Origin of the sequence: Mycobacterium montefiorense (genome assembly GCF_003112775.1) — a bacterium.
GTDB classification, from domain to species: domain Bacteria; phylum Actinomycetota; class Actinomycetes; order Mycobacteriales; family Mycobacteriaceae; genus Mycobacterium; species Mycobacterium montefiorense.
Genome location: NZ_BFCH01000036.1, coordinates 289,752 through 310,609 on the forward strand (window position 1 = coordinate 289,752; position 20,858 = coordinate 310,609).

General features: G+C 64.8%; 19 protein-coding genes. 5 read left to right on the top strand and 14 right to left on the bottom strand.

The genetic code is table 11. The annotated features are described in order from the left end of the window. Positions 1-46: 46 nt before the first annotated feature. Positions 47-637 carry a TetR/AcrR family transcriptional regulator gene (locus DB708_RS25190; RefSeq protein ID WP_108926174.1) on the bottom strand — a complete coding sequence of 197 codons (591 nt, stop codon included), beginning with the start codon at positions 635-637 and terminating at the stop codon, positions 47-49. Positions 638-1,117: 480 nt separating this feature from the next. On the opposite strand from DB708_RS25190, the gene DB708_RS25195 reads away from it, so the two are divergent. Further along, entirely contained in the window at positions 1,118-1,984 is an 867-nt protein-coding gene (locus DB708_RS25195) for an FkbM family methyltransferase (protein ID WP_235616938.1), read from the top strand. 47 nt (positions 1,985-2,031) lie between these two features. On the opposite strand, the gene DB708_RS25200 is transcribed toward DB708_RS25195, so the two are convergent. From DB708_RS25200 to DB708_RS25215, 4 genes are all read right to left on the bottom strand, one after another. Next, entirely contained in the window at positions 2,032-4,017 is a 1,986-nt protein-coding gene (locus DB708_RS25200; RefSeq protein ID WP_108926175.1) for a molybdopterin-containing oxidoreductase family protein, read from the bottom strand. 185 nt (positions 4,018-4,202) lie between these two features. Continuing rightward, the gene (locus DB708_RS25205) at positions 4,203-5,000 is read right to left on the bottom strand and encodes a carboxymuconolactone decarboxylase family protein (protein WP_108926176.1); all 798 of its coding nucleotides are present in this window, start codon (positions 4,998-5,000) and stop codon (positions 4,203-4,205) included. Between the two features lie 8 nt (positions 5,001-5,008). After that, positions 5,009-5,833 carry a mycofactocin-coupled SDR family oxidoreductase gene (locus DB708_RS25210; protein WP_108926177.1) on the bottom strand — a complete coding sequence of 275 codons (825 nt, stop codon included), beginning with the start codon at positions 5,831-5,833 and terminating at the stop codon, positions 5,009-5,011. Further along, entirely contained in the window at positions 5,830-6,660 is an 831-nt protein-coding gene (locus tag DB708_RS25215; RefSeq protein WP_108926178.1) for a mycofactocin-coupled SDR family oxidoreductase, read from the bottom strand. The genes DB708_RS25210 and DB708_RS25215 overlap by 4 nt, the downstream gene beginning before the upstream one ends. A 74-nt stretch (positions 6,661-6,734) precedes the next feature. Between DB708_RS25215 and DB708_RS25220 the strand changes: the two genes are divergently transcribed. Beyond that, complete coding sequence (locus tag DB708_RS25220) at positions 6,735-7,325, top strand: TetR/AcrR family transcriptional regulator (protein ID WP_108926179.1); 591 nt, start codon at positions 6,735-6,737, stop codon at positions 7,323-7,325. A 10-nt stretch (positions 7,326-7,335) separates the two neighbouring features. Here DB708_RS25220 and DB708_RS25225 read toward each other — a convergent pair whose 3' ends face one another. Genes DB708_RS25225 through DB708_RS25235 form a run of 3 tightly spaced genes read right to left on the bottom strand, consistent with a single transcriptional unit; the run spans position 7,336 to position 10,974 of the window. Beyond that, entirely contained in the window at positions 7,336-8,673 is a 1,338-nt protein-coding gene (locus DB708_RS25225) for a hypothetical protein (protein ID WP_409347629.1), read from the bottom strand. Between the two features lie 57 nt (positions 8,674-8,730). Then, positions 8,731-9,705, bottom strand: a complete 975-nt coding sequence (locus DB708_RS25230) for a DUF1254 domain-containing protein (protein ID WP_108926297.1) — start codon at positions 9,703-9,705, stop codon at positions 8,731-8,733. Between the two features lie 36 nt (positions 9,706-9,741). Next, positions 9,742-10,974, bottom strand: coding sequence for a cytochrome P450 (locus DB708_RS25235; RefSeq protein ID WP_108926181.1), 1,233 nt, complete (start codon positions 10,972-10,974; stop codon positions 9,742-9,744). Between the two features lie 288 nt (positions 10,975-11,262). Here DB708_RS25235 and DB708_RS25240 point away from each other — a divergent pair, with 288 nt between their 5' ends. Continuing rightward, positions 11,263-11,946, top strand: coding sequence for an adenylate/guanylate cyclase domain-containing protein (locus tag DB708_RS25240; RefSeq protein ID WP_235616939.1), 684 nt, complete (start codon positions 11,263-11,265; stop codon positions 11,944-11,946). A 45-nt stretch (positions 11,947-11,991) separates the two neighbouring features. Here the strand turns inward: DB708_RS25240 and DB708_RS25245 are convergent, their stop codons facing one another. The 3 genes from DB708_RS25245 to DB708_RS25255 form a co-directional block, all read right to left on the bottom strand. Continuing rightward, positions 11,992-13,227, bottom strand: coding sequence for a cytochrome P450 (locus DB708_RS25245; RefSeq protein ID WP_108926182.1), 1,236 nt, complete (start codon positions 13,225-13,227; stop codon positions 11,992-11,994). Positions 13,228-13,311: 84 nt separating this feature from the next. Next, a complete protein-coding gene (locus DB708_RS25250; RefSeq protein WP_108926183.1) occupies positions 13,312-14,076 on the bottom strand; it encodes an SDR family oxidoreductase in 765 nt (254 codons plus the stop codon). A gap of 78 nt (positions 14,077-14,154) precedes the next feature. Then, on the bottom strand, positions 14,155-16,332 hold the full coding sequence (locus tag DB708_RS25255) for an FUSC family protein (protein ID WP_108926299.1): 2,178 nt from the start codon (positions 16,330-16,332) through the stop codon (positions 14,155-14,157). Positions 16,333-16,546: 214 nt separating this feature from the next. Between DB708_RS25255 and galT the strand changes: the two genes are divergently transcribed. Then, on the top strand, positions 16,547-17,656 hold the full coding sequence (gene galT / locus DB708_RS25260; protein WP_108926184.1) for a galactose-1-phosphate uridylyltransferase: 1,110 nt from the start codon (positions 16,547-16,549) through the stop codon (positions 17,654-17,656). Continuing rightward, the gene (locus DB708_RS25265) at positions 17,653-18,741 is read left to right on the top strand and encodes a galactokinase (protein WP_108926185.1); all 1,089 of its coding nucleotides are present in this window, start codon (positions 17,653-17,655) and stop codon (positions 18,739-18,741) included. Before galT ends, DB708_RS25265 begins: the two co-directional genes overlap by 4 nt. Before the next feature lie 3 nt (positions 18,742-18,744). Here the strand turns inward: DB708_RS25265 and DB708_RS25270 are convergent, their stop codons facing one another. From DB708_RS25270 to lpqN, 3 genes are all read right to left on the bottom strand, one after another. Further along, positions 18,745-19,230: a hypothetical protein gene (locus DB708_RS25270; RefSeq protein ID WP_108926186.1), complete on the bottom strand. Its 486-nt coding sequence runs from the start codon at positions 19,228-19,230 to the stop codon at positions 18,745-18,747. 22 nt (positions 19,231-19,252) lie between these two features. Further along, complete coding sequence (locus DB708_RS25275; protein ID WP_133251055.1) at positions 19,253-20,011, bottom strand: hypothetical protein; 759 nt, start codon at positions 20,009-20,011, stop codon at positions 19,253-19,255. Positions 20,012-20,082: 71 nt separating this feature from the next. Next, the gene (gene lpqN, locus DB708_RS25280; RefSeq protein ID WP_108926188.1) at positions 20,083-20,754 is read right to left on the bottom strand and encodes an envelope biogenesis lipoprotein LpqN; all 672 of its coding nucleotides are present in this window, start codon (positions 20,752-20,754) and stop codon (positions 20,083-20,085) included. Positions 20,755-20,858 lie beyond the last annotated feature (104 nt).

Here is a 20,858-nt window from a genome sequence, read left to right on the forward strand (position 1 = left end):
CGTCTATAAATCAAGAGGTGGTGGAGTCTCCCCGATCACACCGGGATCAGCGCAGAACTGACGGCACGGTGACCGTTTCGAATCGTTCATACGGGGCTCGGCTGCGGGTCACCTTCCCGCGCAGGGCTGCGCCCTCCCACGATTCGATTAGTAGCGAGGCGAGCTCGGCCGCGTCCAGATCTGCGCGGATGCCATCGGCGCCACGCTGGCCGGAACGCACACACGCCGTCAGGGCCGAGTCCCAACGGTCGAGAATGCGAACGAGCTCGGCACGAACCTGCTCGCTGCAACCGCCGAGTTCGAGGGACAGATTGCCGACCAGGCAGCCGAGCAGGAAATCGCCCGACTCGTGTTCATCGGCGAGTGCATGGAAGAAGCGGGTGATTCGTTGCTGCGCCGTGCCGTCCGCGTCAAGCATTGGCAGCAAACGCGTTTCGATGTCGGACCAATGGTGGGCGAGGACCGCGGCGGCGAAAGCCTCCTTGCTTGGAAAGTAGGCGTAGAACGAGCCTTTCGGCACACCGGCCGCATCGGTGATGTCTTTGACGCCACTGGCGGAGAAGCCGCGTGCGTGCACCAGTTCGAGGCCCGCCGCAAGAAGGCGACGGCGCACGTCGGGATTCGGCGGCCGCGGCATACGACAATAGTAGCCGACCGGTCGCTTATCTTACCGCCGGCCTGAATTAGCTGCGTGCTCCAGGGCCGTGCACGACCAGTCCCATGCAATTGCTCCGGCACCGGATCCGGTGGATGATCCGCCCGACCGTGTCTCCCCGCGAGGAGTACTGGTACCAGACCAGGGCATCGGCGAGCCCCTGGCACTTGCGGCATTGTTCGGTTTCACGTTTGTACATTGGATTCCTCCATCTCGGGGAGTGGGGGGAATCGTCCAACGTTGGGCGACTTAATTAAAATTACATCAGCATTTTTCGTGCGGTGCTTTCCCGCGCCAAGAGTTATTTACTTTAAACACTATGCGACATTCCCGCAGCTCAGTCGCAACATAATTGATACATAGCTTGCTGACCGGCTGGCCGAATCTGCGTGGTTAGTGTCGGACTTATTGTGCGATTCACCTTTTCGATGAGGCAAGCGTCGTATACCTATACTTGACTCCGTGGTGGCGGCGAACCTTCCGGAAGGCATTGGCGAAATCGCCGATTTCTACGACCTGCTGGCCCCGCAGCGCCGCACCGAGGTCGTCGACGTCGGTGCGAATCCGATCGATTCCGAACCGCCTTACACGCCGATGCTTGGCGCGGGACTATGTCGTGTGACGGGATTCGAGCCTCAGCATCAACCGCTGCACACGCTGCTGGGACGCCAAGGCCCACACGAGCGTTATCTCCCGTATGCGGTGGGTGATGGAAATGCGCACACGCTCAACGTATGTCGTGGATCCGGGATGACAAGCCTGTTGGAACCGGACCCGGCGGCGCTGGACGTGTTCGAGTATCTCAAGCTCCCGGCGGAAGTGGTGCAACGGCTACCCGTGCAAGCCCGCCGACTCGATGACATCGACGAAATTGAACACATCGACTTCCTGAAGGTCGACGTTCAAGGGGGCGAACTCGCGGTGTTTCAAGGGGGGACAGTCAAACTCGCTGAGACGGTGGCGATCCAGACCGAGGTTTCGTTCGTGAGCCTGTACAAGGACCAGCCAACTCTCGGTGACATAGATTCCGAGCTACGTGGTCAGGGATTCGTGCCGCACTGCTTTCCTGCGATCAAGCTGTGGCCGATTGCGCCGTGCGTGGATCCGCGCCAGCCCGTCAACCAGCTGCTGGAGGCCGACATCGTCTACGTGCGGGACTTCACCCGCGCGGACTCGATGAGCGACGAGCAACTCAGGCATCTCGCCGTCATCACGCACTACTGCTATCGGTCGTTCGACTTGGCCCTGCGCTGTGTGATGTTGCTGGAGCAGCGGCAAACGGTGGAGGCCGGAACTTTGCAGCGCTATCTGGATCTCTTGGCGACCTGATAGCACCCAAGCCAATCGGCGGCTAAATGCTTGACGCTCTTGATATCTCAGGCAGGATGCAGGCTGACGGCTATGCCGGAATAGCGCACCATGCCGGTCACCACGTCGATGTCGTCCTTGTTGGTCAGTCGATTGACGTTGGCATCGTGGTGGCCGTGCGGGATCGACACCGCTCCGCGGCGCATCGCTTCGTCGACCTTCGCGATGCCGGTCAACTCTCCGTTGGCGCTGCGCACGGTTACCCGACGGCCGCTGACGACGCCCGCGGCGGCGCCGTCCTGCGGGCTGATCAGGATCTCGGCGGCTTCGCCGAGAAAGTCGAGTTGCCCGTTCAGCTTTCGGCGCTGCCGGCGCGGCACCATCACCAGCGGCGGGGTCGGCTCGAGTGCGGCGAGTTGATCGACGAGCAGCGGTGGCGCCAGCCGCCAGCCGCCCATCCGCCCGACGTGCTCCTCGACCCACGCCGCCGGAAGCTCGCGCGGCACTTCCGCCCAGCCCGTGGCGGCCACTTCGTCGTACTTGGTGCGGGCCCCGGCCAGCAGGACGGCGAGCACGTCGTCGTCGGTGCTGGTGTCGGGGTCGCCGAGACTGCTTAGGTTGTAGCCCAGCCGCCTGCCGATTTCGGCGAAGACCCACCACATCGATCGCCGCTCACCGACCGGGTCGACGACCGCGGAGCTGTATTGCACCGACACCTGCGAGCTCAGGATGTCGTGAATGGTGATGTCGGGACGTTCCAGCGGATCCTTGGTCGGCAGCACGTGGGTGGCCAACTCGGTGGTCTCGTTGTTGATGATCTCGGTAGTGGCGAAGACTTCCAGGTTCTGCAGCGCTGGGATCAACTTGCCCGTTTCGGGAAACGACGTGACCAGGCTGCCGCCGACGTTGATCAGGGCGCGGATGTTCCCGGCCGCGATCTCGTCGGGCAGTACCGCGCACGGCCATTCGTTGATGAACGCCTGGGCCTCCGGGCGGCTGCGCGGACCGGGGCCGAATGATCCCTCGACTGGGGTGACCGGCAGCAGATCGCCGAAAGTTTCGAGCTGGTAAGCGAATCCGGGATGGAACCAGGTGCCGCCGGGCCGGTTCATCGCGCCGGTGAGGATCATCAGCACCCAGGCGAGCCACTGGGTGACGTTGGCCCGTTCGGCCGTCATCGTGACGCCGGTGCCGGTCTCGACCGCGACGCATTTGGCGGCGCGCACCGCCTCGCCCAGCCGCGTCAGCTCCGCCGCGGGTACGTCGGCGAACGCCGCGGTGTGTTCGAGAGTGAACGGCTCGACCGCGGCGGTCAGTTCGTCGATACCTTGAACCGGCACATCGGTTTTCATGCCGTCGCGCAGAATTTCGCGGACCAGATAGGCCAGCACCGCGTGGTCGGTGCTGGGCCGCGGTGCGAGATGACCGGAGGCCAGCCGCGCGGTCTCGGTGCGCCGCGGGTCGATCACCCAGACCTGCCCGCGCTTGGCGATCTCGCGCACCGTGCCGGTCGGGTTGGGCATCGAGATCGCATGGCCGTGTGAGACCACCGGGTTGGCGCCGACGAGCATCAGAAAATCGCACTCGTCCAAATCGGTGCGGCCGGACAGGCCCATGAATCCGCCCACCAAATCGGAGACCAGAGGCTTAGCGGTGCCGTCGATGGTCAGCGGGCTGAACTTCGCCGGTGTGCCGATCGCGGCGTGTAAGGCCTCGGCCATCCGGAACCCGGCGCTTTCCATCGTGCTGAAGTAGAAGCCGACCGCCTGGGGCCCGTGGCGGTCGATGATGTCCTTGAGCCGGGTGCCCAGGTCGTCGAGACAGGCGTCCCAGCTGGTGTCTTGCAGCGCGCCGTCCACCCGAATCCGCGGCCGTTCCAGCCGGTCCGGGTGGTGGTGCAGCAGGGGCAGCGCGCGGCCCTTCGGGCAGCAGTAACCGTGCGAAAACGGGTGGTCCTGGTCGCCGCGAACGCGGACCACCTCGTCCCCGTCGACGTCGACCAGAATGCCGCACACCGACGTGCAGATACGGCAGAAGCTGCGCACCGTTTTCATACATCGGTAACGTACTCTCGCATTCCGAGAAGCACTATTACTGTTTTGGAAATAGCATTTCCAGCACGGCGCGGCGTTCGCGGTCCCGACCCGACGGCGCTTGACGTCCCGTCGGGTGTGCGTCCCCGGCTTTGGGTGTGCATCCATGGCGCCAGGAGTGCACCCTCAACGCTCCGACGCGGTCGTCACACGGGCGATGTTCCGGCTTCGGCCAGCACCCGCTGCTGCTGCTCCGCGATCACCTGGTGGAGGTATTCGGCCTTCGCGAAGCCGTAGTATGCGGCGAATTGCAATGCCAGTTCGTCCATCTCGTCGAACGAGACGTCACCGCTCTTGAGTGCCGCGTAAACGTGGGACATGATCGGGATTTCGGTGTCCTGAAACGCCACGCACGCCACGGTGATCAGGCGCCGTTCCTTCATCCCCAGCCCGCGGCGAAGCCACATCTCACCGAACACGAAGTTCAGGATGCCCGCGCCCGTGTAGGGGTTATCGCGCGGTGGCGCGAACGGCAGGCAGTTGATGTCCTTGAAGGAGCTCTCGCCACCGAGGAGGCGTTGCTCCGGGTCGCTTTCGGTGACCATCGGCAGCAACGGCTCGGCGGGCGACGGTTCTTCGCCGCGCGCCGCCATGATGGCGAACCACTGCTGGTCCACGACGATGTTGAACCTCGACGCCTTGGGCCACCCCGCGTAGACGGCGAAATGCAGTACGGTCTCCCGCATCTCGTCGATCGTGATGTCACCACTGTTCAGTGCGGCGTAGATGTGTTGTTCCAGGGGCTGGGCGGCATCGGCGGCGGCGACGCAGGCCAGGGTGACGAATCTGCGGTCGCGACGGCTAAGCGTCGGTCGCGACCACACCTCGGCGAAGACGAAGTCGATCAACCCGTTTGCGAAGGCGGTGCCGTCCTGTTCGGGCGGGTCGACAGTCATCACCTCGGCGTACTGGCGAATGCCCCGGTCTCGACGCGTCGTATCCATCGTGGCTCCTACCTGATCGTCACGCCGGCATCGACTTTGAACTCGAGCCCCGTGACGTAACGCGATTCATCCGAGACCAGGAAGAGCACGGCATTGCTCACGTCGGATGCCTCGATAAGGGGCGCCGGCAGCGCGTTGAGGAAGATCGGCAGGAGGTCGGGCCGTGCCGCGATGTGTTCGTGCAGCGATGGTGGCGCCATCCCGGTCGCCACGCCCGTGGGATGGACGGTGTTGACCCGAATATTTTGCGCGGCAAGCTCATTGGCAAGGGCCAAGCTCATGCCCACGATCCCGTGTTTGGACGCGGTGTAGGGCACATGCAGCGGCGTGCCCTTGATGCCCGCCGAGGAACTGATATTGACCAGGCTGCCGCCGCGCTCAACCAGATGTGGAATCGCCGCGGCGCAGGTGTTCCAGACGCCGATCAGATTGACATCCGTCACCAAGCGCCACTGCTCGGCCGTCGTCGTGTCCCAGGTGCCGGTGGTGAGGATTCCGGCGTTGGCGACGGCCGCGTCGAGCCCGCCGAGCTGCGAGACCGCCTCGTTCACAACGGACTTCATCGCGTCGCCGTCACGGACGTCGGCCACGTAGGTCAGCGCCGTGCGGTGATGTTCACGGACCAGCCGCGCGGTTTCGGCCAGGTCTTCTTCCGTCGCCAACGGGTAGTCCAGTCCGGCAAGGGGCGCGCAGACATCGACCAGTACCAGGTCGGCGCCTTCCTCGGCCAGGCGTACGGCATGGCTGCGACCCATTCCCCTTGCGGCCCCAGTGATTAGGACGCGTTTGCCTGCCGCACGCCCTGTCGACCCGCTATCGGACCCGGTGGTCATAGCTTGTTGCAGAAGCCGGCGTCGACGGGGAAGGTCACGCCAGTAACGTACCTGCCCTCGTCGGAGACCAGGAAGGCGATCGCGCCGCTGATGTCTTCGGGCTCGAGCATCCCGACCGGCAGCGGGTTCTGCAGATGCGGTCCGCCGCCGGGGTAATTCTCCAGGAACTCGGTCATCGCGGGGTTGACCGCCATCATCGTGTTGACCGCGGTGGGGTGCACGGTGTTGACCCGAATATTGGCCGGCGCAAGCGCATTGGCGAGGGTTCGCATCAATCCGACGATGCCGTGCTTGGACGCCGCGTAGCCGAGGCCGCCGCCCTGCGCACCGCCAAAGCCTCGCAATCCGGCCGTGGAGCTGGTGAACACGATCGATCCGCCCCGATTGCCGGCGAGCAGGTGCGGAATCGCCGCCGAGGCGACGTGGTACGAACCGTCGAGATTGACGCCGACGGCCGCACGCCACTGGTCCAGCTCTTCTTCGATGCTCAGCTCGCGGAAGGCCACCGGGGCGATACCGGCGTTGGCGAGCACAATGTCGAGGCGTCCGAAATGCGCGACCCCGGCGTCCATCGCCGACTTGACCTGATGGAAGTCACGGACGTCCGCGACGGTGCCGACCATCTTGCCGCCGGCCTGTTCGACCAGGGCGATCGTTTCGTCGAGTTCTTGGGGCGATGCCATCGGGTAATGGTTCGCCGGGATGTCGCTGCAGATGTCGATGCCGATGATGTCGGCGCCCTCGCGAGCCAGCCGGATCGCATGACTGCGTCCCTGGCCGCGTGCGACCCCGGAGATAAAGGCGACTTTGCCGTCCAGCTTGCCCACATGCCCTCACTTTGATTTACACCGTCGGTGCAGTTAGAGCGCCGGTAACCCGGTTACTAGACTGCCACAGTAACATGGTTACCGTGGCAGGCAACAGGGGCTCCGAGACGGTAGACCCGATCATCGGAATCGTGGTCGAACTACTCGACACCGAGGGCTCTGACGCCGTCCAGCTTCGCGAAATTGCGAGGCACGCACGGGTGTCGCTCGCGACGATCTACAAGCGTTACGGGACGCGGGATGAACTCATCGTCGCCGCACTCGAATGGTGGATGGACACTAACCGATACGCGAAGCTGCCGGAGCCGGGGGCCGCCAGCGCCTCGGGCGAATCGCTGTATTCGGGCCTGATGCAGGTGCTGCGGACCATTTTCGAGCCGTGGGAACAGCACCCGCTGATGCTGAAATCCTACTTTCGCGCCAGGTCGGGGCCCGGCGGTGAGCGACTCATCGAACGCGGTGTCGACGCGGTGGTGCCGGTCGCCAGAGCCGTTCTGGCGCAAGTGGATCAGAGTTTCGCCGATGATCTCGAGTTGATCCTCACCGGCGTCGTATACGGTTTCCTCGGCCGGTTCACGCAGGGGGAGATCGACGTCACCGAGATCGTTCCCGGCCTCGAGCGCACGGTGTTCTGGTTGACGACGGGCTACGAAAAGGGCAGGTGAGGGGTCGGCCCTAGAACCACGGGCCTGGGTAGTGCCCGTCCTGGTCTTGCACCATCACGATTTCCTTGCAGTCGCCGCCGGCGGTGGTTTCGCCGCGGCAGACCAGCGTCCATCCCGATATCCGCTCGAAGGGCCGGACGGACCAGTTCGTCGCGACCGGATCGGGGGCGGGCAAGGCGAGCACCGAGTACGTTCCGCCGATATTCGTGATGTAGAGATGATCGGCGAAGAAGGCCATTTTGGAGATCGGAAGCTTCTTGGCGTCATCTCGGTTCTTGAGCAAGTCCCAGTGCTGGGTGCGCAGATTCCACACCCCGAAGCCGAACTGCGAATCGGCCGAGTCGCGGCCGTCGACGAAGAGCTTTCCGTCCGACAACGTCGCGGTCAGCCCACCGCCGGAGATCCGATCGGACTCACCCACCTTGATCATGGCCTTGGCGTTCAGGTCGAAAAACATGGTCGAGACGACGGTGGGAGAGTCTTGATGGGTGATCTTCACCAATTTGTCTGGCCCGTCTGACAATTCGGTATCCACCGTGATTACATCGTTGTCCTGATAAATGGTTTCACCCGACGGACGGCGCAGCTCAGCACCAGAGGATTTGCCGGGCTGCGTGTTTCGCTGAAACGACAGCACGTCCTGCCAGACGCGAGCGGGCGCATCGTCGTTCCACGCACTGGTCAAGTCGCTACCGGAAAGAATGACGGTTCGCGGCGGCGAGGTAGTGGCATGTCCGTCGGTGAAGGCGTTGAGCCATGCCGCACCGGAGGTCGTTGCGCCGAGCCGCCATTGCTTCGCCTCGGTCAATTGCAACTCGGGAATCGGTGGCTGCAGTTCTTTCGTCGCCACCTGTTTTCCCGTCTTGAAGTCGAAGGCGTACGCGGTGGTCTTGGTGACCTCGCGTGCCGGCGCCTGCGCCGGTTTGACCGTCGTCACCACGTAGACGGCCAACAGGTCGTCCGCCGTGCCCGCCAGCGCGCACATGGCTCCGGTGACGTTTTCGCCGGCGGGAATCGTGGGGAGCGACGGTGCAACGTATTGGCCTGTTTTCGTATCGAACACTTTGGGGCGAATGTCCTCGAGCGCGGATGTGCCGACTGAGAATTCCTCCGGACAGCCGAAGTACGCCGTTCCGCCGTAGCTTTTCCAGTCCTTCTCCAAAGGGCCGGTTACCGGCGGCGGTGGAGGAGCCGAACTGGTGGTGGCCGCCGAGGTGGAAGTCGAGGTCGTCGTCGTTAGCGCCGGTGGAGATGCCGTCTCCGAACAGGACGCGATGACCAGACAGACTGCCGGCCCGAGCAGGGCAAGCCGGCGCCTGGGCATACATGTCCCGTTGTCCGCACGCATCAGCAAACCCCCATTAACTGCGACCGCGACTGGTGCGGCCTTTCTCACTATTGCCGATCACGAAACCGGTTGGGCCGCTGGGAATGTCCATCCGCCATTGAGGACTTCTTCATGCGGCCGATACAGCCGGACCAAATAGTTCCATTCCGGGGTGATCGGCAGGCAGTTGGATGACGCGGTATCGCAGCCGCCGAATTGAATGGTGATCTCGCCGCCACCGTCCCGCTGCGCGGTGATGTTGTTCAGCGAATAGGCGTCGAGCGCGTTCGGGGTGAAGTAGCCGTCTTTGTTATAGACGGTAACCGACCAGAACCCGTCGACCGGCACCTCGCCGACGGTGAGCCGATAGACCGTGGCGCCGTCATTGTTTGGTGTATGGACGCTGAAGTAGAAGGCGTCTTTTTCCGGATTGCCGCCCCATGCCACTGCCGAGCCGATCAGGTGCCGTACCGGGTCGACGTCATTCTTGGCGCCGAACATCGCTGCGGAGTCAGGCACCGTGGCCCCCAGCTGAACAAGTGCGTCCCGGACGGCCTTCTGGCTGACCGGGTCCCACTTCGGGATCTCGAAGCTACCCGCGTTGTCCTGTCGCACCCCGACAGCGTCTTGAAGTCGATGGACGGTGTTCAGATCGGCGTCGTCATTGGGGTCGACCAGGGTGCGAACGATCGCCACCACGTACCGGGTGCCGATGTCGTTGCGGGTCAGAGTGTGTTCGCCCTGCCCGTAGCACACCGCCGGCACGTAGTGGTCTTCGGTAATCAGCTGCATCGACATGAACCGGCCGGCGGGATCCGGCAGCGATATCGTCAACGGTCCGGCCTCGAGGTCGAAGACGCCCGCCGAATACAGCGTGTCGCGGTTGGGCCGCACCACCAGCTGATTGTCCAGTGGCGTCAGCTCGCGGATGTGCATGAAGGTCCCGAAACCGCCGTCGGCGACGACCTTGCCGAAATACAAGTCGCTTTCAGCCCGGGCGAAATTGTCTGGTGAAACGAGTACCGCGCCGTCGGATGTCCTGCGCTCTTTCATCGTTCGGACCATACCCGCCGGGCCGAACGCCACCTATCAATCCACGTCGAACTCGATGGGCAGGCTAGTCGGTCCGCTCAAGCTCACCATCGGCTTCCATGGCACTGGTCCGGCGATGCGCGGGTTCACCAGCCGTTGGGACAGAACGGTCAGCGCTTCGGCGAGCTCGCGGCGGGCCAGGTTGGCGCCCAGGCAGTAGTGAATGCCACCGCCGAAGGTCAGGATCGGGGGTACCCCCTCACGGGTGATGTCGACGCGGTGCGGGTCGGCGTACACATCGGGATCACGGTTGGCCGCAGCGGTATTGACCAACACCATGGTGCCGGCCGGGAATAGGTACCCGTCGAGCTCGGCGTCCTCGACCACCAGCCGCAGCGTCCCGCAGGCGATCGGTGAGTGGCGCATGGTTTCCTCGACCGCGCGCATCGCCAGTTCGGGGTGGTCGGTGAGAAGTTCCCATTGCTCGGGGTGCTCGCACAGCACTTGCACCGAGGCGCCCACCTGGTTGCGGGTGGTGTCTGTTCCCGCCAACAACAGGCCTCCGGCAAGCATGCGTAGTTCGGCGGCGTTGAGGCGATCTCCGTCTTCCTCGGCGCGGATGAGATCGGAAAGCAGGTCGTCGGTCAGGCTGTGCCGGCGTCGAGCGACCATCCCGTCGACATAGTCGTCTAGCTCACCCCACGCGCGCATCACGCCGGGCTCCAGTTCGCGAATGTCGGCACTGAAGCTGAAGGCCTTGAAGATCTCGTCGGCCCATACCGAAAACTGTTGCCAATCCTCACGTGGTGCGCCGAGCAGCGCGCAGATGATCGGCACGGGGTAGGGGCGGGCGATGGCGGTGACCACGTCGCAGCACCCCGCGTCGGCAACGCCGTCGACGAGCTCGTTCATCAGGTCGGCCATCGTGTCGTGCAGGCGCAGGGTCGCTTTGGGGGTGAATGCCTTGGAGGTCAGACTGCGCAGCCGATGGTGCGCGTCACCTTCCAGGCAGAGCAAGCTGTTGACCACCTTGTCCCACAACGGGCCCGACGTGATGCCGTGGACGAGCAGATTGATGCCCGGCGGGATCTGGAATCGGGTGTCGCGAAGAACGGTGCGCACCAGGGGGTACGAGAGCACCTCGGGTCCGTATGGCCCGATCGCGATCGGGGCCTGTCGCTGCACGGCTTCGATGCGCGGGTAGATCTCCGCGGGGGTCTCCCCGGCGTCGTAGTCCAACGCGGGGAGATCGGCGTCGAAAACACTTGCGGGAGCGGTACCGACAGCCATGGCGGTCTCCTTAGCCCGGAATCCGCGACGCGCGAAGCGCGCGGACAACTTTCAAACAATGTATGGCCACGTTGTATAGGTGTCAACGACGCGCGTTCAGGCGAACCGATGTTGGCGGCCAAACGGACGGCTTTGGGGCGGATGCCTCATGTGCCGATAGGGCTCGGGGTCGACAATTTCGGCATGGTTGTTTTCGATTCCCCACCCGACACCGCTGCTGTAGCCCCAAAACAGCCGTGGGACAGGGTGTTAACGGAAGGTCATGCGTCTCTGGTCAGGGCGCGGCGGGTGTTTCGCCATCTGCCGTCCGAACCGCGTTGCAAGGTGTGCAACAACCCGTTCGGTGGGCTGGTCGGACGCGCTTTCGCTGCCGCTGGATTCAGCCCGTCCCGCAAGAACCCAAATTTGTGCAGCCGCTGTTGCGACGCGCTTCCGCCGGGCGGCGCCGAGGTGGACGTCGCGGTGTTGTTCGCCGACGTTCGCGGTTCCACGGAGCTGGGCCGGCGTGGCGACGCCGCGGACTTTGCCGCGTTGCTCAACCGGTTCTACTCAGCCGCAACGCAGACGCTCCTGCGCCATGATGCGGTGATCGACAAGCTGATCGGCGACGAGGTCATGGCCTTCTTTGTGCGGGGCATCAGCGGGCCCCACTACCGGCGTCGTGCGGTGATGGCGGGGGTGGATCTGCTGGACGCGGTCGGGTACGGGGGCGACGAGGGGCCTTGGCTGCAGCTGGGCGTGGCGGTCAACGCGGGCGTCGCCTACGTCGGCAATGTCGGGGACGCGGTGGTCGATTTCACCGCGCTCGGCGACCCGGTCAACGTCGCGGCGCGGATGCAACAGCATGCCGCCGGTGGGGAATTGCTCGTCGCGTCCGCAGTGGCCGACGAGTTGGTGGCAGGCTCACCGCGGCGGCGGTTGGAGCTGCGCGGATACGACCGGCCGATCGAAGCGTTCACCGTCAATGCGTGACTTCGATTATCGGCGAACAGGACTGCGCCGCTAGGTGGTGACAGGTCAGCTGCGCTGATAGTCGACCTGCCAGTGTTTGATGCCGTTGATGAACGGTGAGCGCAGCCGCTGCGGGTCCCCGGCGGAAGCCAGGTCGGGCATGTGGTCGGCGATTGCGTTGAACATGATGTCGATCGTCATGCGAGCCAGGTTGGCGCCGATGCAGTAGTGCGCACCGGTGCCACCGAATCCGAGGTGCGGGTTGGGGCTGCGCATGACGTTGAATGCGTATGGATCGCCGAATACCTCTTCGTCGAAATTGGCCGAGCGGTAGAACATCACCACCCGCTGACCCTTGGTGATCGCGACGCCACCAAGCTCGGTGTCGGCCAGCGCGGTGCGCTGGAATGCCGTGATCGGAGTGGCCCACCGGATGATCTCGTCGGCTGCGGTCTTGGGTCGCTGCGCCTTGAACAGCTCCCATTGCTCGGGGTGGTCGGTGAAGGCCATCATCCCCTGCGTGATCGAGTTGCGAGTCGTCTCGTTGCCGGCGATGCCGAGCGTCACCACGAACATGCCGAATTCCGCCTCGGAGAGTCCGTCGCCGTCGACGCCGGCCGCCACCAGCGTCGACACGATATCGTCACCCGGATCTTCGGCTTTGCGGGCCGCTAATTGCATTGCGTACCACATTAATTCGCCCGCTGAGGTGAGTGCGTCGTAGTCGGCGAACTCCGGGTCGTCGCTTCCGATCATCTTGTTGGACCAGTCGAACAGCTTGCCGCGGTCCTCCGCCGGCACCCCGAGCAGGCCGGCGATGGCCTGCAGCGGCAACTCGCAGGCCACCTGAAGGACGAAGTCTCCCGAGCGTTGCTCCGCGGCGTGCTGGGCGATCTGGCGCGCGCGCTCGTTGAGGTCGGCGCGTAGCCGCTCGACGGCTCGCGGGGTGAAGCCGCGGGCGACGATCTTGCGTAGACGGCTGTGTGCGGGGTCGTCCATCATGATCATCGATGCCCGGCCGGCTTCGATCTGCCCCTGCGCCTGATCCTCCCGGTAGCGCGGCACGATGGATTTCGTTGCGGACGAGAAGATGTCGCTGCGCAGCGACACCTCGCGGATGTCGCGGTGCTTGGTGACCATCCAGTAGCCGCCGTCGGAGAACCCGCCCTGATCGAGCGGCTGCTCATTCCACCAGATCGGCGCCGCCCGGCGCAGTTCCGCCAACTCCTGCACCGGTAACCGGTGGGCGTAGATGTCGGGATCGGTGAAGTCGAACCCCGGCGGGAGGTTGACAGCGGCGATGGATGCGCTCCTCGGGGATCGCGGGTGGTGAGCAGATGTTAGCGCTTAGACATGGCTGGGCATACATATAAGAGCAAATGTCGGCTACTTGCCGTGCGGGTCGCTGGCGTTGAGCGCCGCGATCACCTTGTCCTGGTCGCCGCGGGCCTCGCCGTAGCGCAGGAACTTCACCCGCTCCACCTGAATCTCGTTGCTGTCGGGTTCGTTTTCCAGCAGCAGCATCACCTCGTCGAGAAACTCGTCGAGGGGCATCGCGGCGGGGTTATCCCGTTGTCCGGGAGCCAGATCGGTTTGCACGGACGGCGGCACGAGTTCTTTGACCTCGACGCCTGTGTCGGCCAGCTGCAGCCGCAGCGACTCGCTGAGCATGTGAATGGCGGCTTTGGAGGCGTTGTAGCTGGGGGTGGCCCGCAGCGGCGCGAATGCCAGGCCTGACGAGACCGTGATGAGGGTGGCTGCCGGCTGCTTTTGCAGATGCTCGACGAACGCCGCGATCAGTCGGATGGGGCCCAGCACGTTGGTGACGATCGTCGATTCGGCGGACTCCAGGAACGTGTCGGGGTGATGCCAGTCCTCGATTTTCATGATGCCCGCGACTGCGATCACAACGTTGAGGTTCCGGTGGCGCGCCAGCACCTCGTCGGCGGCCGAGCGCACGCTCGCGGCGTCGGCGGTATCGATCTGCACGGTGTCGAGACCGGGATGCTCGGTGGCGATCTGGTGGAGCAACTCGGTTCTGCGACCCCCGACGATGACGGTGTTGCCCTTGGCCTGCAGGCGCAGAGCGAGCGCCAACCCGATCCCGCTGGTCGAGCCGGGAATGAAGATGGTGTTGCCGGAGATGTGCATGCGCTGACGCCTTTCCTGGGGTAGCTAGAGTTTGCCAAGTCGGCGGGTCCTGCGCGAGACCCTGGCGCCCGGTAGTGCTCAGTGCGCCGTCTGGCTAGCTACCTTCTGGGTGTCGTGCGCGCCGAGGTTTGTTGCCGCGGTGATGACGGCACGTTCGATCTGACGAAGCGCGTGCACCGCGGTGAGGAATCGCCTGGCGTCAGCAGGCGGCTCGGCCTCGTCGTCGCGATGGCGGGCCAGGGCCTCGGCGGCGTCGAGCGCGTCGGTCGTGGAGTTGACGGTCACCGGGCCGGCCCCGTCGACGAGGGTGACCAGCGCGTCGATGTTGCGCCGAGTCTGCTCGGCGGCCGTGGTGAATGCGTTGCCCATTTCGACGGCCAGCTGTTGTGAGCCGACGGGATTCCGGTAGCGCTCGCTGCTGCGGGCCAGGCTTCGGCCGTAACGGTCACAGGCGGTGAAGATGCGCAGGCCCCGGCGAATGCTGCGGCGTCCAGCCAGACCGGCCACTCCTGCCAAGAGCGGCTTGGCGGTGATTCGGAACTGCTGCAGGTTTCGGTCGAGCTGGCGCGCTTGCTCGGTCGGGCTGACGGCTTCGTCGTCGCCGAACATCGTCGCGGTGGAGATCTCGATCAGGGCGGTCAACGCCTTCAAGAAGGCGAGGGTGTCGTCGCGGATGGCGGTTCTGGTGTTCGTCGGCAACACCAGGATCGCCACGGTAACTCCGATCACGGCGCCGATCGCGGTCTCTTCGATGCGCAACATCAGTACACCGAACGAGAATTGGCCCATCAAGCCGTAGAGCAGTGCCAGCATCGTGGTGATCCAGAAGGTCATCAGGCTGTAGGTAATCGTCATGAAATAGAACGCGCAGAACAGGCAGACGAAAATCGCCGCCAGCGAGGCGGTCTTGGCGCCGGCGAACAGCGTGGCCGCCAGCATGCCGCAGGGCACGCCGAGGATGGTGCCCAGCATTCGCTGCCAGCCTTTGGTCAGGGTTTCACCCCAGGAGTTGGTGCCGGCGAAGATCACGAACGCCGCGATGACCGCCCAAAACCAACGGGCGGGCGACACCAGCTCGCCGGTGACGATGGCCAGCGACGCGGCGATCGTCACCTGAATGGCTTGCCGAGTGGTCTGCGACAGCCCGCCGGCTTGCTTGGCATCGGCACTGTCGTCGTCTTCGGGGCACGCCTGCTCGGGCTCCGCAGGCTTAGCGTCCTCGATGCTTTCAGCGGCCTTGCCGGTGGCGTGATCGATGATTGACCGGACTTCAGCAGTTGCAGTGGCGGCGTTGATGATTGCCAGCGCAAGGCGACGTATTGCCGCTTGCCCGGGGTCGTCGTCAGCGGTGGGCGTTGGCTGATGGTCAAGGATTCGTTGGGCCTGACTCGCGGCCTGCGCAAGCCCGTCGAGCGACGGAATCCGGATCGCTCGGGCCAGCTCGGTGAGCACCCCCGCGAGTTCCAGGCGGGTGCCGGAGCCGATGGCGGTGGGATTCTCCGTCACGACCAATGCCGCTTGCCGTCCGGCGTTGGCGACCCACTCGATGGCCAGTTCCGCGTCGAACAACCACGGAGCCAGCTGTTGGCTGGTCACCCCGGGCCACAGCACGGCGGGATCGGCCTTGTCTTCGATCTGGCTCTGCACCATCAGGGCGGTCTCGTTTAGCCGAATCGTGCGGGCCCGCATTTGGCGCTGTCGCCGTTCGTCGAGTCGCCCGGTGCGAACCGCGTCCGCCGTGGTGTCGACGACGATCGCCATTCGCGCCCTCAGCGCACGAATCGTGGCGCGTAGCACGCGTTCTGGATGGTCGGGCAGTACGTAGGTGGTCATCACGAACGTGCACACCGTTCCGACGACGACGGCGCCGATCATCCACGGCAACTCTGAAAGGCTTGCTCGCAGATACAAAGTGAAGAAATAGGCCATGAACGCGACCATCCCGAGTGCTCTGCCGCGGGGGCCGAAGCGACGAATGTACACCGCGGTGAAGACGACAATCACGAAGACGGTATCGGCGGCCACCTGGTACGGCGCGAGCGCCGCGGCGGCAATGATGGACAGTGCGGCGGGTAATGGCAGCAGCGCCATCGTGATTCGCTGCTGGCGCGAGTCAGGTTCGTTGACGGATCGGGACGCGATCATCGTGATGACGACGCCCAGCAGTGCGACGGTCAATGGCTGTCCGGTCGCGCGGGTCAGTACGAAAAGCATGGTGAGCGAGCAGGCCAGCGCGGTCGTTGTCCGAGTCGCCATTCGCAGTCGCAACAGTCCGGGGTCGGAGCCGATCCACCAGTTTCGCGCCCGCCCATAGAGCACCGTCGCGGAGGCGCCGAGACCCCTACCGGCGCTCAAATCCACATCGTCTCGGCGGGTATCGCGAAGGCCGCGCTCGTTCGCCCCGTGCCCACCCGACACCCGCTACCACCTCTCTTTTTGCTCTCCTATCCGCAGCGCTACTGCGTGAGCGCTGCGGACCAGGCTAGTCTTCGAGGTCGTGACAGCGCCGACGCGGGCGAAGCTGGCCGATGGCCGTGACCTGTTGTTCTTCGCGTTGCCCGGGCACCGTCCGGTGCCGGTCGCCGATCGCAGGCCATTGCCGGAGCGTGCCGGAGATCAGTCGCAGTTGCGGTTCGACCGGTCGACCGGACAGTGGGTGATCATCGCGGCGCTGCGACAAGACCGCACCTACAAGCCGCCCGCCGACCTGTGCCCGCTGTGCCCGGGTCCGACCGGGTTGACCAGCGAGGTACCCGCGCCCGACTACGACGTCGTCGTTTTCGAGAACCGGTTCCCAAGCCTGTCCGGTGCCGGTCAGCCGATGGGCGCGCCCGAAGCCGACGGGTTTGTCTTCGCGCCCGGAAATGGCCGGACCGAGGTGATTTGTTTTTCCAGCAACCACACCGGGTCGTTTTCGGGGTTGGAACCTGCGCATGCGCGGCTGGTGGTCGAGGCATGGCGGCACCGCACCGCCGACCTGATGGGCACCCCGGGCATCGAGCAGGTGTTCTGTTTCGAGAATCGCGGCGAGGAAATCGGGGTGACTCTGGCCCATCCGCATGGTCAGATCTACGGCTACCCTTATTTGACGCCGCGCACCGCCGCGATGCTGGCACAGGCACGCGAGCATCGAATGCATCACGGCGGCAACCTCTTTGCCGATCTGCTGGCCCGTGAGATCGCCGACGGTAGGCGTATCGCAGCGCGCACCGAGCTGTTCACGGCGTTTGTCCCGTTCGCGGCGCGCTGGCCGGTCGAGGTGCACATTTACCCGAACCGGTTCGTGCGCAACCTTGTTGAATTAACGGAGGACGAACTGGACGCGTTCGCGCAACTCTATCTCGACATGTTGGGTCGGTTCGACCGGATGTATTCGGGTCCGCTGCCCTATATTTCGGCGCTGCACCAATACGCCGATACCGAGGTTCAGGCTGACGGCTACTTCCACGTCGAGTTGATGTCGATCCGGCGCAGCGCCACCAAGCTGAAGTACCTGGCGGCCTCCGAATCGGCGATGGACGCCTTCATCACCGACGTCACGCCCGAAAGCGTGGCCCAGCGACTGGCCGAACTCGGATGACTATTCGCTACGCGGCGCCGGGGCGGATCAATCTGATCGGGGAGCACACCGATTACAACCTCGGGTTCGCGCTGCCGATCGCGCTTCCGCAACGCACGGTGGTGACCTTTACCCCCGACCGTGGCGATGCGATCACGGTGAGCAGCGACCGCGCGGACGGAGCCGTGCGCATACCGCTGAGCACCGCTCCCGGTGACCTGGATGGCTGGGCGAGTTACGTGGCCGGGGTGATGTGGACGCTGCGCCAGGCCGGCCACCCGGTGCCCGGCGGCGCGATGTCGATCACCAGCGAGGTGGAGCTGGGGTCCGGGCTGTCTTCCTCCGCGGCGTTGGAATGCGCGGCACTGGGGGCGATCGCATCGGCGGCAGGTGTGCACATCGACGCCAAAGAACAGGCGCGGCTAGCGCAGCGCGCCGAGAATGACTATGTCGGTGCCCCAACGGGTTTGCTCGATCAACTGTCCGCACTGTTCGGGGCGCCGTCGACCGCGCTGTTGATCGACTTTCGCGATGCCACCGTCGAGCCGGTGGCCTTCGACCCGGACGCGCACGGTGTCGCGCTGCTCCTGATCGACTCCCGGGCACGGCATCGGCACGCGGGTGGCGAGTATGCGGCCCGGCGTGCGTCGTGCGAGCGGGCGGCCGCCGAACTCAAGGTGTCGTCACTGCGCGAGGTTCAAGACCACGGGCCCTCGGTCTTGGCGGCGGTGACCGATCCGGTCGATGCCCGTCGAGCCCGTCATGTGTTGACCGAGAACCGGCGGGTACTTGATTTTGTTGGCACGCTGCGGGATTCGGACTTCACCGCGGCCGGCCAGATCATGACCGCCTCGCACGCGTCCATGCGTGACGATTTCGAAATCACCATCGGCCACATCGACCTGATCGCCGACACCGCGGTGCGCGCGGGTGCGCTGGGCGCCCGGATGACCGGCGGCGGGTTCGGGGGTTGTGTGATCGCTCTGGTGCCCACCGACCAGGCGGAGGCGGTTGGCGAGGCGGTGCGACATGCGGTGACCGATGCTGGGTTCGAGCAGCCGGTGATCAGCCGAACCCGCGCGGGCACGGGCGCGGGGCCGGCGTAGCTATTACTCGGCCGGGGTCAGTCGGACAGCGCCGAGGTGCATGCGGTCGACCGCCTCGCCGAACTCCTCCAACGTCGGGATCCGCTGGTCGCGGAATTTCAACCCGATCATCGTTTGGGCGCGTCGCAGGCCATACGAGTCGGCGCAGCGCTTGTAGAGATCGGAAACGATAGCGCGGTCCCGGATGAGCTCGCCGCGCATCGCGGTCGTCTTGCCGTCGTAAACGACCTGGGCGGGCGCGCCACCGCGAAAGTTCTGCTTCCACGGAGCACCGGTGAGCGCATACAGATCGCTGCCGATCACGTGGGCGCTCACCGGAAGTGTGAACGGGCGCCCCGTCTTTCGGCCGGTGAAGCTCAACACCATGAGCTGCTTGCGGGCGGAGCCGGCCAGCGGGGTGCGCAGCAGGAAACCCAGCATTGGGTTGACGAGTTTGAGCAGGGCCGACGGTGGGTGCCCGGCGTCGATCGCATACGACTGTTCTGCCATGCCCCCACCGTAAGGCCAATCGCTACGGTGAGCAGCCTTTTCCACGCAGGATCGGCGCGAGCCGGGCCAGCGGAACACTGGGTGCTACCGACCCTGGCGACACCCCGCCGGGGCCACGACCCGCAGGCATATAGAGGATCAGGTTGTCACGGTCCAGCGCCCAGGCCTGGTAGCTGTCGGCCAGCTCGCCCTCGGCGCGGTCGGGTTCGAACTGCTCGACCTGGAACGGCGACCCGCTCAGCGCCTGCTGCACAAAGGGATGCGCGATGGGCGGGATCGCCTTCAACGGATCCACGCCGGGGCACAGCAGGTCGGCGAGCTGCAGCTGACGGTTCGAGTCGAAGGTGAATGTGGTGATCTCGGCATTGGGGTGGGGCATGCTGCTGAAATACCAATCAGACTGGAATACCACAGTTTTCGTGGTCGATGCATTCGTGAGAACCTGCGACGTGATGTTGGCGTTGCCGGTTCCGTTGGCGTCCGTTTCGCCGTGATCGGTGAAGAATTTCCGGACGAAGGGTGTCAGGACCGGGCCGGCCGGCGGGGTGTCGACGAGGTCGACGGGGTACGCGGCGGTCACTTCGAGGTGGGCGCCGTTGACGTCCTTGCTCAATCTGCACTGTCCGACCTTGGCGTCCCACACTCCGTGCACGTCGTTGCAGAGACGGTTGGGAATCGGGGGTGGGCCGGCCGCCGGAGTGCCCGGGCTGTGGTTCGGACTCTGGCAGCCGCAGGCGATCAACATAGCGGCCGCGGCGATAGCGAGCCGGCTTCGTGGCATCGCCCCACCTTAAGGGCATGCAGACAGCGCGCCGCGGAGCTGGTCGTCTCCGCGGCGCGATCCGGCTGCTGTCAGGGGGTAATGGTGGTCTGGTCGTCGATCACGTTGGTGGCCTCATTCAACGGGTCGTGATCGCTCTGCAGCGAATCGGCGTTGAACTGCAACACGTACACCCCGTCCTGGCTCGGGATCACCACCGTCTTCTGTGCGATGGCGCGCGTCTTGCCGTCCCTGGTGTACGTGCCACCTAGCTGCCAAGCCTGAAACCCGCCGAGCGTGGACGCATTGCCTTTGGAGCCCTCGTAGCCGGGGAGATTCTGCAGCTCGCCCGGGGCGTAGTGGAGGATCTTCGCCGGGTCGACGTTACCGGTGAGCTTCGAGAAAATCGCCACGATGGTGGGCGGATCAGCGGGATTGGCGGGCTGCGACTGGACGATGGCGCCGTAGGACGCGGCGCTGTTCTGCGCGATCTGCCAGCCCGGGGGCACCGGCAGGTTGATGGTGGGGCCGGGGTCGCCGCGGTGCACCGGGGTTTCGGTGATCTTGTTCTCGACGACATAGTCGGCGATGGACTTGTTGGCGTGTGCGCCCGGTGTCGCGCTGGTGGTCGTCGTGGTCGTCGTTGTCGACGTCGAGGTGCTTGTCGATGTCGATGTCTTGGTTTCTGACTTGCCGCCCGAGCCGCAACCCACGACCGCCAGACTCAGAGCCACGACAATGGTTGCTGCGGTGAAGTGTTTCATCGATCAACTCTCCCGGAAATTGGGCTAGCACCAGCGCCAGCCGCGCGAAATGAGACTAGCCGACATTGTCGGAGAAAGTTGCTAGTTGAGTATCGGTCGACCGG